The organism is Streptomyces sp. NPDC058665 (genome assembly GCF_042714995.1).
Taxonomy (GTDB): Bacteria; Actinomycetota; Actinomycetes; order Streptomycetales; family Streptomycetaceae; genus Streptomyces.
In genome coordinates, this window is record NZ_JBHXRX010000044.1 from 37,633 (window position 1) to 50,373 (window position 12,741).

At 68.4% G+C, this 12,741-nt stretch carries 11 protein-coding genes; 5 read left to right on the forward strand and 6 right to left on the reverse strand.

From position 1 onward, the window contains the following. Positions 1 to 2 precede the first annotated feature (2 nt). From ACFWV8_RS26020 to ACFWV8_RS26030, 3 genes are all read right to left on the reverse strand, one after another. Positions 3 to 998 carry a BMP family protein gene (locus ACFWV8_RS26020; RefSeq protein ID WP_384208165.1) on the reverse strand — a complete coding sequence of 332 codons (996 nt, stop codon included), beginning with the start codon at positions 996 to 998 and terminating at the stop codon, positions 3 to 5. Positions 999 to 1,347: 349 nt separating this feature from the next. Beyond that, positions 1,348 to 2,064, reverse strand: a complete 717-nt coding sequence (locus tag ACFWV8_RS26025; protein ID WP_384208168.1) for a GntR family transcriptional regulator — start codon at positions 2,062 to 2,064, stop codon at positions 1,348 to 1,350. Between the two features lie 410 nt (positions 2,065 to 2,474). Next, positions 2,475 to 3,020: an HIT family protein gene (locus ACFWV8_RS26030; protein WP_384208170.1), complete on the reverse strand. Its 546-nt coding sequence runs from the start codon at positions 3,018 to 3,020 to the stop codon at positions 2,475 to 2,477. A gap of 78 nt (positions 3,021 to 3,098) precedes the next feature. On the opposite strand from ACFWV8_RS26030, the gene ACFWV8_RS26035 reads away from it, so the two are divergent. Continuing rightward, the gene (locus ACFWV8_RS26035) at positions 3,099 to 4,268 is read left to right on the forward strand and encodes a pentapeptide repeat-containing protein (RefSeq protein WP_384208173.1); all 1,170 of its coding nucleotides are present in this window, start codon (positions 3,099 to 3,101) and stop codon (positions 4,266 to 4,268) included. Between the two features lie 428 nt (positions 4,269 to 4,696). Here ACFWV8_RS26035 and rraA read toward each other — a convergent pair whose 3' ends face one another. Genes rraA through ACFWV8_RS26050 form a run of 3 tightly spaced genes read right to left on the reverse strand, consistent with a single transcriptional unit; the run spans position 4,697 to position 7,091 of the window. Then, a complete protein-coding gene (gene rraA / locus ACFWV8_RS26040; RefSeq protein WP_384208176.1) occupies positions 4,697 to 5,173 on the reverse strand; it encodes a ribonuclease E activity regulator RraA in 477 nt (158 codons plus the stop codon). Between the two features lie 23 nt (positions 5,174 to 5,196). Then, complete coding sequence (locus tag ACFWV8_RS26045; protein WP_384208179.1) at positions 5,197 to 6,378, reverse strand: MFS transporter; 1,182 nt, start codon at positions 6,376 to 6,378, stop codon at positions 5,197 to 5,199. 17 nt (positions 6,379 to 6,395) lie between these two features. Further along, complete coding sequence (locus tag ACFWV8_RS26050; protein ID WP_384208184.1) at positions 6,396 to 7,091, reverse strand: GntR family transcriptional regulator; 696 nt, start codon at positions 7,089 to 7,091, stop codon at positions 6,396 to 6,398. A 285-nt stretch (positions 7,092 to 7,376) separates the two neighbouring features. On the opposite strand from ACFWV8_RS26050, the gene ACFWV8_RS26055 reads away from it, so the two are divergent. From ACFWV8_RS26055 to ACFWV8_RS26070, 4 genes are all read left to right on the forward strand, one after another. Further along, positions 7,377 to 8,543 (forward strand): ABC transporter substrate-binding protein, encoded by a 1,167-nt coding sequence (locus ACFWV8_RS26055; protein WP_384208189.1) that lies wholly within the window; start codon positions 7,377 to 7,379, stop codon positions 8,541 to 8,543. A 47-nt stretch (positions 8,544 to 8,590) separates the two neighbouring features. Then, complete coding sequence (locus ACFWV8_RS26060; protein ID WP_384208195.1) at positions 8,591 to 10,366, forward strand: ABC transporter permease; 1,776 nt, start codon at positions 8,591 to 8,593, stop codon at positions 10,364 to 10,366. After that, on the forward strand, positions 10,359 to 11,489 hold the full coding sequence (locus ACFWV8_RS26065; RefSeq protein WP_384208200.1) for an ABC transporter ATP-binding protein: 1,131 nt from the start codon (positions 10,359 to 10,361) through the stop codon (positions 11,487 to 11,489). Before ACFWV8_RS26060 ends, ACFWV8_RS26065 begins: the two co-directional genes overlap by 8 nt. Positions 11,490 to 11,630: 141 nt before the next feature. Then, positions 11,631 to 12,728: an isocitrate/isopropylmalate dehydrogenase family protein gene (locus ACFWV8_RS26070; RefSeq protein ID WP_384208208.1), complete on the forward strand. Its 1,098-nt coding sequence runs from the start codon at positions 11,631 to 11,633 to the stop codon at positions 12,726 to 12,728. Positions 12,729 to 12,741 lie beyond the last annotated feature (13 nt).

Consider the following 12,741-nt stretch of genomic DNA (forward strand, 5'->3'; position numbering starts at 1 on the left):
GATCAGCGCTGCTCGAACTTGTAGCTCGGCTTGGGCAGCAGTACGCCCTTGTCCGCGGTGATCTCACCGTCGACGATCTGCTTGGTCACCTTCTGCGCAAGAGCCTTCTCCGCGGCACTGCCCTTGGCGGGGCAGAACTCGAAGCGGAGCGCACCCGAGGCGAGTCCGTAGCTGATCGCACCCGGGGGCAGCTTGTCCGTCGCGGCGTCGGTGACGGCACTCTGCAGGATGTCTGCCCACGAGACGACACCGGAGCCGATGATGTTCGGGCTGGAGTCGCAGTGCGTGGCGAAGACGTCGTACACGCCGGCGGCGGGCTTGCCGGCATCGGCGGCTTGGTAGACGCCCTCGGAACCGGAGTCCAGGTCGGAAAGGATCTGGTCGACGCCGTTGGCCATCATCGCCTCGGCGGCCTGCTTGGCCTTGCCGACGTCGTTGTAGTCACCGGTGTAGGTCTGGACGACCTTGGTGGCCGGGTTGTCGATCTTGGCACCCTGGACCATGCCGTGGTACCAGGCGGTCGAGGCCGGGACCTGCAGGCCGGCGATCATGCCGAGCTTCTTGGAGTGCGAGTGCATCGAGGCGACCGCGCCGGCCACGATGGCGTTGTGCCCGACGGCGGTGGTCACGGAGGTGACGTTCTCGGCGTACTGGTCGAGGTCGGAAGCGACCAGGATGAAGCGCACCTTCGGGTACTTCGGTGCGACGACCGCGACCGACTTGTTCAGCGAGGCGCCGTCCGCGATGACGATGTCGTTCTTGGCCGCCAGCGACTCGAGGCCCTGGGTCTGTTCCTGGGAGTTGGCGGCATTGTCGACGACGGACGAGAGCTTGAGGTCCGCGTTCTTCGCGATCGCGGCGTTGACGCCGGCGAGGCTGAACTGGGTGAAGCCCCCGTCATTGCGCGGCGCCTGGGCCAGGAAGCCAACGGTCTTCTTGCCGGAGTCGGCGGAACTGCCGACGTTGCCGGAGGAACTACTGCCACACGCGGTCAGCATCACTGGTATGGCAGTAACCACCGCAGCGAGCGCGATCTTGTTTCGCATCCGAGGGGCCCTTTCGTCGGCCGGGATTTCAAGCTGGTCACGATTGCCGGTGCGATCCGAGGCATCACTGGTATGTCAGTACCGAGCGTGGTTGACGCCTGGGTTTTCGTATCGTGGGACGCACTCTGCGGTTCTGCCATACCAGCTGTCAAGGGAATCGCAGAAAGAAACCCAAAGGCAACGTGGGCGTATACGAAGGAGGCTTGGAGCCGCGTGGGCGAGCGGCCCGGGTTAACGTGACATGTCAAGCATGAGGAGGCATGGAGCCACGTGCCCGGGCGGCCTTGGTCAGCATGACATGTCAGGCGCGATCGGTCGGCTCGGGACCGGTCGGCTCGGGACCGCCGAACTTCGTGCTGACCTCTTCCTGGAGCTCGAGCCGACCCCGCCGGACGTGCTCGCGCATGGCCGTCTCGGCCTCATCCGCGCTGTGCGCGTGCAGGGCGCGGACGATCTCGCGATGCTCGGCGAGGGAGCGCTCCATGCGGCCTTCACGGCGGGTCACGATCGAGGAGAGCAGGCCGCGATGCAGGTACTGGATCAACAACCGGTAGTGGTCACTGAGGCGCTCGTTGGACGCGCCGGCCACGATCAGGCCGTGGAATTCCGCATCAGCGCTGGTGTAGCCATCCGAGTTCGCGACACGGACGTGCTCCGCCATGGCGGCGATCGTCTGGTCGATCCGATCGAGGAAGTTGTTGTTCGCCCTGGCGGCACACAGCCGCGCGGCCATGCCCTCGACGGCCTCGCGCACCTCGAACAGATCGAGGATCTCCGCGCGGGAGACCGAGCGTACGAACGTGCCGCGGCGCTGCTCGATCGCGACGAAGCCCTCCCGCTCGAGCTCCTTCAACGCCTCGCGGACCGGCATCCGGCTGACACCGAAACGGGTCGCCAGACGCGCCTCCGAGAGCCGCTCCCCCGGCGGAACCGCGCCTGTGACGATGTCACTGCGCAACAGATGGAGGATTGTCTCCCTCTTCGAGCTCTCGCGGGTCGGGGCAGGGTCGGTGTCCACTCAGGGTCCGTTCGTCAGGGGGAGATCCGGGTCCACGAGAGGCCGGCGAGCGGCCTCCGCCTTCCTAGTATGGTAGCCGTCGCCCACAATTCGGCGCCCAGCCACCAGTGATGATCGGGCCGCCCTGGGGAATCGCACCCCCCGGGCCCCCACAGAGTGGAGTAGGCCGCCGACGAGGTGCCGCGGCTCTGGTTCTCGATGCGGACCCGCCGGGCCGGAGACCACCAGGAGCGCTCGGCGCACAAGGCGTCGACGATGTTGCCGATCATCTTCTCCGGCGACATGCCGTCCGCGGCTTGCTTGGCGCCCCCGGCGTCATCGCGCCAGTGCGTGCTTCTCATCTCCGGTTCTGAGTAGCGTCCACGCCAGTGGTCACCCATACGCCGCCTCAATCTTGGCGATCAGGCTGGTCAACCGCCCCCGAGGCGGGAACCCCGCATGCCGGCCCTGAGGCGCTCAACGAGTTCGGCGGCGTCGGCCTCACCACCCCGCGGAGCCTGTGGCCACTCGTCAACACGTGTCCACCAATATTGCCGGGGCGTGCCGGGATACCGTGGCAAGAGGTGAAGGTGCAGGTGGGACACCTGGTCCCCGATCACGGCCGCGTACACGTGCTCGGCACCCGCAACCTCTCGGAGAGTCCGGGCGGCCGCAGAGCTCCTGCGCCCGATACGCCCAGCTTCCTCATCAGTGAGATCGGCAAGCCCGGCAGCGTGTCGACGCGGCTCCACCAGCAGGTGTCCCAGATAGATCGTTCCCGACTGTCCAGGGGCCCGCGGAGACAGATGGGAAACCACCACAAGGTCGTCCTCATGGACCGACCCGCCGGGCATCAGCGTGGCATCTCTGTGCTTGTCGCAGACGAAGCAGTCCGCCACCTGCCGATCCTCACGTGTCATGGCTCCCAGAGTGGCTGATCCTGCCGGCTGCGTCTGCACTTCTGCCCACTCCAACATCCGCCCGCCCCTCCCACAGCGCCGTATCGCGGGCACCGGCTGTGCAACCGCCGGTATGTCTGAACAGTCCACAGGGATGTGAATCCGAACTCCCGCCCGCGCGGCGGCTTACAGCTGTGGCCGGTCGGCCCCGTCCTGGCCCTCACCTTCATCACGGCGACAACCGTGGCCGCCGCAGTGTTCTTCGCCGGGTGGGACCTGATGGATGTCCAAGAGCTCAAACCGGAGCAGCAACTCACCTCTTCGACACTGTTCGACCTGGTGAAACTGGCCTTCGGCGTTGTCGCCGGGGCCGGCGCGCTCGTCGCCCTGGTCGTGGCCTACCGGCGCCAGCGCGTCGACGAGGACGGCGCACTGCGTGAGGCCACCCGTCTGCACACCGAGCGCTTCACCTCCGCCGTCTCCCAGCTCGGTGACACCTCGGCCGCCGTACGTCTGGGCGGTGTGCACGCCCTGGCCGGCCTCGCCGACGACGCGCCCACCCGCGAGCTGCGCCAGACGTGCATCGACGTCCTCTGCGCCTACCTCCGCCTCCCCTACACCGCCAAAGCCGACATCCCTTCCGGCGACACGGAGGAATGGCATGCCTACCTGTCGCTGCGGCAGGTCAGACATACGGTCATCCGCCTCATCCGCGACCACCTCCGCCACGAGACCGACCACTCCCGATCCTGGCAAGGCCACGACTTCGACTTCACCGACGTGGTCTTCGACGGCGGCGACTTGGACGGCGCCGTATTCAGCAGCGGCACCCTCCAGTTCAGCAACGCGGTATTCAGTACCGGCGCCATTGACTTCGACAACACCACCTTCGGCGGCGCCACGGTCTACTTCGACAACACCACCTTCGACGGCGCCAACGTCACATTCCGCGGCGCCACGTTCAGCGACGGCGTCGTCGACTTCGAAGGCGCAGCGTTCAACAGGGACCACGTCAGTTTCGGCGCAGCAAGGTTCAGCGGCGGCAAGGTCAGCTTCGTTGCCGCGGACTTCAACGGCGGCACCGTCAACTTCATCGGGGCGAAGTTCTGCGGCTCCGCTGTCGACTTCCAGGGCGCGTCGTTCGCCGGCGGCACGGTCGACTTCGGGAGGGCTACGTTCGAGGGCGGCACCGTCGCCTTCGACAACGCGGCCTTCACGGGAGGCATCCTTGATCTTTCACACGCGAGGGGGTCAATCCCGTCAGGCCTTCCGCTGTCGAGTGAGCTTGCACCGGCAGGCGTAAGACTGCCCCCTGCATGGGACTAGGGCGACGGATCACCTGCACAGGCTGAACAGCTCCGGCCGGACAGCGAACGTCCTCACTGTGAATCGCAGCTGGCCCGCCCGCTGCGATCGTTCGACCGTAGCGGGCGGGCTTGACACGTCCGGGCGAGTCAGCTGGTGCGCGCCTGTCGTGACGGCATCATCCGAAGGCCCGCCATCATGCCCGTCAACGACCCGCCCTGGTAGGAGAGTCGTTGACGGCTTGAGCATGCGGCGCCACCCGTACGGATGGGTGGTCCAGCCCTCGCGGGAGAACCGCCCGGGGCCCCCTGCGGCCCAGCCGTACCGCCGCGTTCGCGGCGACTTCGGTCCGGCCGGCCTCGACACCGCGGCATTCGCGGCGATCGCTCCTCCGCCACCCCGAACCGGGGTGGGGTTCGACGAGGTCGTTCGGCGAATGCCCGCGGAGGTCAGGCGGGCAGCAGGACCACACCGTCCTCGTCGCTCACGATCCGGGCGCCCGGCGTGAAGACCACGCCGCCGAAAGCCACCGGTACGTCGACCTCGCCCACGCCGTCCTTGCGGCTCTTGCGGGGGTTGGTGCCGAGCGACTTGACCCCGATGTCGATACGGGCGACCGCCGCCGCGTCGCGGATCGCACCGTGGATGATGACGCCCTCCCAGCCGTTGGACGCGGCGAGTTCGGCCATCCTGTCACCGAGCATCGCGCAGTGCAGGGATCCGCCGGCGTCGACGACAGCGACCCTGCCATGGCCGGGCTGGGCGAGGACCCCTTTCAGCAGGGCGTTGTCCTCGTGGCTGCGTACTGTCACCACAGTTCCCTGGAAGCGGGCGCGTCCGCCGTACTGCCGGAACTGCGTGTCGCACGAGGCCAGTTCCTCGCCGTGCTCGTCGTACAGGTCCGCGGTGGGCGTGAACTCGGTCATGTGGGAACCCTTTCCTTGCCTTGCTAGGGAGTTGAGGGAGGTGACTGGGTGATACCGCGGGCCGCGGTGCCCGCGGCGGCGAGTGCGACGGCCGTGGCCACGAGTACGCCTGGGGCTCCGGCACCGACGGCCAGGGCGCCGGCGGCGGACGGGACCACGGTCTGACCGAGCCGGTTGCCGGTGAGGCGGAGCGACATCGCCCGCCCGCGCAGTCCAGGGGGTGTCGCCTCGGCGAGCCACGACATCGTCAGCGGCTGGCCCGTGCCGAGGCCGAAGCCCATGGCCACCACGAGTGGGGCGAGCAGCCACACCGGCCCCGGCAGGGCGACGAGCGCCGTGCCCAGGGCGGCCAGCACGATGCTTCCGGTCAGCAACCGGCCGCGGCCCAGCCGCCGTACGAGTCGGCCGAGGAACAGCCGCGAGACCATCGACGCCGCGGCCCGTACGGCCAGCAGCGCACCGATCGTGCCCGCGGCGATGTCGCGCTCCGCGCCGAGGACGGGCAGGTAGACGATGGTGATGTCGACCGCCGCCAGGACGACGCAGCTCACCGTCAGGGCGCGGACCAGACCGGGCCGGCGCAGGAGATCGCGGACCGTGCCCGCGTGCTGCTCCTTCCCGCCTGCCTCCGCCCGGCCGCCGGGGACGAGGAACGAGGTGACGGAGAGGACCGCGGCCAGGGCGAGCGATCCGGTGAAGATGGCCCCGGTGTCGGGGAGTGTCCGCGAGCCGCCGAAGAAGACGATGAGCAGCGGGCCGAGTGCCTGCCCGGCCGACGCGACGAAGGTGTAGTGCCCGAACGCCGTGTCGTACCCGGCCCGTGGTGTCCGGTTGGCAACCAACGCCTGCTGCCCCACGACGGAGCCCAGATGGCCGGTGCCGAGCAGCACGCTGCCCGCGACGACGCCCCACACCTCGTGCGCGACCAGCACGAAGCACAGCACCGACAGGAGCGTCAGAAGACCTCCCAGCAGCATGACCGCGCGCTCACCGAAGCGGTCGGCGGCGTGACCGGCGGGGACCGCCAGTACGAGCGGTACGAGCGCGAAACTCGCCCCGAGAGCGCCGAGCCAGGACGCGGGGACGTCCAGTTCGATGGCCCGGTAGACCGCGGTCGGCCGCAGTACGAACGTGACGGCCTGGACCAGGAAGGTGTGCGCGTACAGCGGCGCCAGGAGCCGCGTCGCCGGTGGCAGTATGCCCATGCTTTTTCTGTCGGGGTTCAGGTCAGCTGCGGGACCGGCTGCCCCGGCTCCGCGCCGAGACGTGTGGCCGCCCGTGCGCCGAGCGAGGTGCTGATGTGCCGGCGCATCACCGTGGCGGCTTCGACGCCGTCACCCCGGGCCACGGCGTCGACGAGCGCGTGGTGCTCGTGGTCCTTCTGGTCCCGCTCCTCCTGGGTACGGACCACCTCCAGGCCCAACCGCCGGTATCGGTCCGCCTTGTCCCACAGGCTGTCGAGCGTCGAGATGAGGAGATCGTTGTGGGACGCCCGGTAGACGGCCTGATGGAAGGCGCGATGGGCACCCAGGTCGGACGTCGTGGGGTTGCTCTGCAGCGGTTTGACGTCCGTCGCCAGCTTGCGGATACGGCGGATGTCCTCCTTCGTCCGGCGCTCCGCGGCCAGCGCCGCGGCCAGCGGATCGAGCGAGAGCCGGATCTCCAGGAGGTCTCGCGCCTCCTCGGCGGTGAGCGAGGCGACCCGGGCGTCGCGGTGCGCGTCGAGTTCGACCAGGCCCTCGGACTTCAGCCGCCGCAGAGCCTCGCGCAGAGGAGTGGTGCTGATACCGATGGTGCGCGCCAGTCCGGCCTGCTGAAGGACGGCACCGGGCTCGAACTCGCCGGAGAGGATGCCTTCGCGGATACGGGTGTAGGCGAAGTCGCTCTTGGTCGCGTACACCCCGGCGGGTTCGGACATGTCAGTCGGCCTCTCTTCGTGAGTTCGCTATAACCTACCGCGAAATATGGCTCCTGTCTTGAGGGTTGGATGTTCGCCCAAGCCGCCCTCCATGAGCCGGCCCACACCGGCGCAGCTGCTGTCCGGGCTCGGAAAGAGACTGTTCAGACCCGCAGTTGACGGTATCCGACATGACCCCAGGACCCCGGAGTCACATCCGATCACGACCTGACCCTTGACTGTCATAGGTTATAACCTCCAGGGTGAGGGCCGTCACCACCCGTGCCGTCGTCTGAGGAGCGGCCCATGAAGTCAATCCAGTCCCGTTGCGGGACCCACCAGCGGGGACGCCTCTCCCTTGTGGTCGCCGGCACGGTCGCGCTCGCGGCCCTGACCGCCTGCGGCGGCGGGGGCGGCAGCGCGGCCGAGAAGCCGAAGGAGAACCCGATCAAGGCCGGCCAGGTGCCGGACCACTACCCCGCCGAATACACCGACTTGATCGAAGAAGCCGAGAAGGAGGGCGGCACGCTGACGATCTACTCCAACACCTCGGAGGAGAACTGGGCGCCTGTCTTCCGCGACTTCAGGAAGAAGTACGGCTTCGTCAAGAAGATCTCCGCGAACGACCTGGACAGCGACGAGGTGTTCCAGAAGGTCCTCAGCGAGCAGGCCACGGGTACCTCGCCGGTCGACCTGGCGGTGTCCAACGCCGCCAGCGCCTGGGCGACCTTCGCGGCCCGCCCCGGGACGCTGGCACCGTACGAGTCGCCGGAGCTGTCGAAGCTGCCGGAGTTCGCGAAGCTGCTGCCCAATGTCTACGCGATGTCGATGGACCCGCAGCTGATCGCGTACAACACCACGCTCATGGAAGCACCGAAGGGCATCCACGACCTGGCCGAGAAGGTCGCGGAGGACCCGAAGAAGTTCAGCGACAAGATCACGGTCCGCGACCCGGAGAGTTCGTTCGGGTTCACGGTCACCCGTGCGTACACCGAAGCGCTCCCGACCGCCTGGGACGACTTCGCGAAGCTGCTGCCCGAGACCCGCCCTGAGACCTCGTCGGGCACTCAGATGGAGAAGATCCTCGCCGGTGAGTACATGGCCGGGTTCTTCATCAGCGGCGGCCCCGCCTTCCCCGTGGTCGAGGACAGCGACGGACTGGTCGACGTCCTGTACCCCGAGGAGGGCACCGTCGTCCTGCCGCGCGGCGTCGGACTGGCCGCCGACGCCCCGCACCCCGCGACGGCGAAGCTCTTCATCGACTTCCTGCTCTCCGACGAGGGCCAGCGCTCGGTCGCCGAGGGTGGGCTGTCGTCGTACCGGGACGGCATCTCCGGCCCCGGCCTCCACACCTACCAGGAGTTGGTCGCCGAGGTCGGCGAGGACAAGGCCATCCAGGTCCCGTACACCGAGGTCCCGAAGGCCGAGTCCGAAGCGTGGCTGAAGCGCTTCGACGGCCTCGTCGGCAAGTAGCCCCCTCCCTAGACGCACTGACGACCGCACGATCGGAGCGACCGGACATGACCACCTTGACCAGCAGCCCTCCCCAGCCGCCACCGCGGCAGGAGGCGGAGCCCGAGTTCAGGCCACCCCGTTACCGGCGCCCCCTGGGCATCGGGCGTGACACGGCCGTGCACTACGCGGTGCTGGCCCTGCTGGCCTTGTTCGTGCTGGCTCCGATCGTGCCGACCCTGATCCAGTCGATCCGCTCGGTCCCCCTGTACGAGTCGGGCGGAGTCTTCACGCTCGACGGCTACCGGAGCCTCTTCACCGACGCGGGGTTCGGCCAAGTGGTGTGGAACACGCTCCTCTTCGCCTCGCTGACGACCTTCCTCTCGCTGGTGATCGCGGTGCCCATGGCCGTCGTGGTCGTACGGACGAGACTGCCGGGCGGGCGCCTGATCGCGGGGGCGATGCAGTGGCCGTTCTTCATCTCCTCCCTGATCCTCGGCTTCGGCTGGATCATCATGTACGGCCCCGCCGGGTTCGTGAGCACCCAGTTCCGCGAGGTGTTCGGCGGCGTGCCCTGGAACCTCTACTCCATCCCCGGCATGGCGGTCACCGAGGCGGTCGCACTCGCTCCCATCGCCTATGTGTTCTGCGCGAACGCGCTGCGCCAGTCCGACGCCTCGCTGGAGTCGGCGGCGCAGGTCTGCGGAGCGGGACCGCTGCGCATCCTCGGGCAGGTGATCATCCCCATGCTCCGGCCGCCGATGGTCTACAGCTCGATCCTCGTCTTCTCCATGTCCGTGGAGACCCTGAGCGTGCCCCTGCTCTACGGGCAGCCGGTGGGCATCGACGTCTTCTCCACGTTCCTGTACCGCAACGGCCTGCAGTCCGTGAATCCCGACTACTCGGTCCTCGGCGCCGCATCGGTGGTCATCCTCTGCGTCACAGTGAGCCTGGTCGCCGTCCAGGCGAAGCTCCTGAAGGACGCCGCCCGGTTCGTCTCGGTCCGAGGCAAGGCGACGCGCCCCCGTCCGCTGGACCTGGGGTGGCTGAAGTGGGTGAGCGTCACCGTCATCCTCTGCTACGTGGTCTTCGGCGCGCTGGTGCCGATCCTGGGCCTGGTCTTCCGCTCCTTCACCCTGATCTTCACGCCGCTGCGCAACCCGTTCGACTTCCTGACCACGAAGAACTACGAGACCATCACCGCCTACGACTCCTACGTGCAGTCGATCTGGAACAGCATCACCGTCGCCGGCGTCGGCGCCGTACTGATCAGCGTCCTCGCGGTGTTCGCGGTCATGGTCTCCCGGCGTTCGACCTTCCGGTACGCCCGCACCATCGAGTACCTCGCCCTGATCCCGCAGTCGGTCCCCGGCATCATCATCGGCATCGGCTTCTTCTGGGCCTTCGCCTACGCTCCGTTCGGGCTCGACAGCCTGCTCCCGGGCACGCTCGCCGCGCTGATCGTCGCCTTCGGGCTGCGCGCCCTGCCCAGCGCCTTCGGCTCGGTCGCCCCCTCGACGTTGCAGATCGGGACCGAGCTCGACAACGCCGCCCGCGTCGCCGGCGCCGACTGGGTCACGACGTTCTTCCGGGTCCTGCGTGCCCTCATCACCCCGGCCTTCGTGGGCGCCATGATCCTCACCTTCGTCATCATGCTGAAGGAGTACTCCCCGGCGGTCTTCCTCAGCTCGGCCGACAACAACGTCATGGGCACGACGATGCTTGAGCTCTGGGCCCAGGGCAGCACCGGCTCCGTCGCGGCACTCGCCACCATTCAGATCGCCATCACCGCGACGTTCGTCGCGCTCGCGGGCCTGCTCATGAGAGGGAAGCACCATGCCTGAACTCGCCGTCACGCACCTCAAGAAGACCTTCGGTGACAGCACCGTCCTGCACGACAACACCTTCACCATCAGGGACGGCGAGTTCTTCACCCTTCTGGGACCGAGCGGCTGCGGCAAGTCCACGACCCTGAACTGCGTGGCCGGGCTGGAACAGCCGACGGGCGGATCCATCACGGTCGGCGGCACCGTGTTCGTGGACGTGGACAAGCGGGTGTTCCTCCCGCCGGAGGAGCGCAACCTCGGCATGGTCTTCCAGTCGTACGCCCTGTGGCCGCACATGACCGTCGCCAGGAACCTCGCGATGCCGCTGAACATCCGTAAGGTGCCCAGGGAGAAGCAGAAGACGCTCATCGACGAGGCGCTGGACAAGGTCGGCCTCGCGGGCCTCGCCGGCCGCTACCCGCACCAGCTATCGGGCGGCCAGCAGCAGCGCGTCGCGCTTGCCCGTGCGCTGGTCTACTCGCCGACGATGCTGCTGCTGGACGAGCCGCTGTCCAACCTCGACGCGAAGCTGCGTGAGCAGGCCCGCGCCTGGCTCAAGCGGCTCCAGGAAGAGCTCGGGATCACCACCGTCTACGTCACCCACGACCAGGAAGAGGCACTGGCCCTCAGCGACCGCATCGCCGTCATGTCGGGCGGCCACATGCTCCAGATCGCCGACCCTCACACCATCTACGAGCGTCCGGCCACCGCGGAGGTCGCGGCCTTCGTCGGCCGCTGCAACTTCCTTCAGGGGACGGTCGAGGAGTCCACGGGCGAACGCCACCGCGTCCGCCTCGACTGCGACGGAGAGGTCGTCACGCTCACGGCGCCGGAGGTGGCGACCTCGCGGGGACAAGTCGTCACGGTCGCCGTCCGGCCGGAGAGCCTTGAGGTCGTCGCCGCCGACGCCGACGTATCCGGCGTCAACCGGCTCAGCACCGAGGTGCTGACCTCGTCGTACGTCGGCTCCCGCTACGCGTACGACGTCAGGCTCGGCAGCCAGGCCGTCCAGGTCGAGAGCCACCGGCCCGGTCTCTCCGGCCGGGTGCATCTGGTCTTCAAGCCGGGGGCCGCGCTCCTCTACCCCGAGGAGGTCAGGCTCAGCCAGGAGGAGCAGGACCTTCTGACGGTCGGCTCCTGACGCGCACGACGCGTCGCCCCCGCCACTGCCGCATTCATGCGGGGGACGCCCCCCGGACCCGCAGCCGGACAAGCAGGTCAGCCGTGGACGCCGGCCCGAACATCGCGCGGCACACCTCACCGAATCCGAAAGGCACCGCCCGTGACCACCTCCAGCTCCTCCTCCCGTACCTTCCGCCTCGGCGTCCTCAACGGCGACGGTATCGGCCCTGAGATCGTCCCGGCCTCGGTCGCCGTCGTCGATGCCGCCGTGACCGCCGCGGGAGGCGCGCCGATCGCGTGGCACGAGCTCCCGCTCGGCTTCTCCGCCATCGAGGAGCACGGCAGCCACACGCCGGCGAGCACGCTCAAGGCGCTGGAAGACCTCGACGGCTGGCTGCTCGGCCCGCATGACAGCGCCGCGTACCCGGAGCCCTACCGGAGTCAGCTGAACCCGAGCGGAACGATCAGGAAGCACTTCGGGCTGTTCGCCAACATCCGGCCCGCCAAGGCCTTCGAAGGCGGCAACGCCGTCGTGCCAGGCACTGACCTCGTCATCGCCCGGGAGAACACCGAGGGCTTCTACGCCGACCGCAACACCTACCGCGGCACCGGCGAGATGATGCCCACCCCCGACGTGGCGATCATGCACGGCATCATCACCCGGGCCGGGACGGAGAAGATCGCGCACGCGGCGTTCCAGCTGGCCCGCCGCCGTCGCCGCAAGGTCACGATCGTGCACAAGGCCAACGTGCTGAAGCTGACCACGGGACTCTTCCGCGACGTCTGCCGCGAGGTCGGCCGGCAGTATCCCGAGGTGGAGGTCGACGACTTCCACATCGACGCGATGACCGTACATCTGGTGCGCAGGGCCGACGAGTTCGACGTTCTCGTCACGGAGAACATGTTCGGCGACATCCTCTCCGACCTGGCCGGGGAGATCGCGGGCTCGCTGGGCATCGCACCGTCCGTCAACTCGTCCGACACCCACGCCATGGCCCAGGCGGCCCACGGCTCGGCCCCCGACATCGCCGGCCAGGACAAGGCCAACCCGATCGCGATGATCCTTTCCAGCGCCATGCTGCTGGAGTGGCTCGGCGCGCGGCACGACGACGCCCACCTCACCGACGCCGCACGCCGGATGGAGGACGGCGTCGCACGGACGGTCCGCGGCGGCATGGCGACCCGGGACCTCGGCGGGACGGCCGGCTGCGGTCAGTTCACAGCGGCGGTCGTCGATGCCATCCGATCAGGACGCTGACGTTCGAGTGGGA

Coding starts and splice junctions, on each gene's coding strand:
- rraA (WP_384208176.1), bottom strand. CDS start 5,173: ATGACCGAGTTCACGCCCACCGCGGACCTGTACGACGAGCACGGCGAG.
- ACFWV8_RS26060 (WP_384208195.1), top strand. CDS start 8,591: ATGACCACCTTGACCAGCAGCCCTCCCCAGCCGCCACCGCGGCAGGAG.
- ACFWV8_RS26045 (WP_384208179.1), bottom strand. CDS start 6,378: ATGGGCATACTGCCACCGGCGACGCGGCTCCTGGCGCCGCTGTACGCG.
- ACFWV8_RS26055 (WP_384208189.1), top strand. CDS start 7,377: ATGAAGTCAATCCAGTCCCGTTGCGGGACCCACCAGCGGGGACGCCTC.
- ACFWV8_RS26065 (WP_384208200.1), top strand. CDS start 10,359: ATGCCTGAACTCGCCGTCACGCACCTCAAGAAGACCTTCGGTGACAGC.
- ACFWV8_RS26050 (WP_384208184.1), bottom strand. CDS start 7,091: ATGTCCGAACCCGCCGGGGTGTACGCGACCAAGAGCGACTTCGCCTAC.
- ACFWV8_RS26030 (WP_384208170.1), bottom strand. CDS start 3,020: ATGTTGGAGTGGGCAGAAGTGCAGACGCAGCCGGCAGGATCAGCCACT.
- ACFWV8_RS26020 (WP_384208165.1), bottom strand. CDS start 998: ATGCTGACCGCGTGTGGCAGTAGTTCCTCCGGCAACGTCGGCAGTTCC.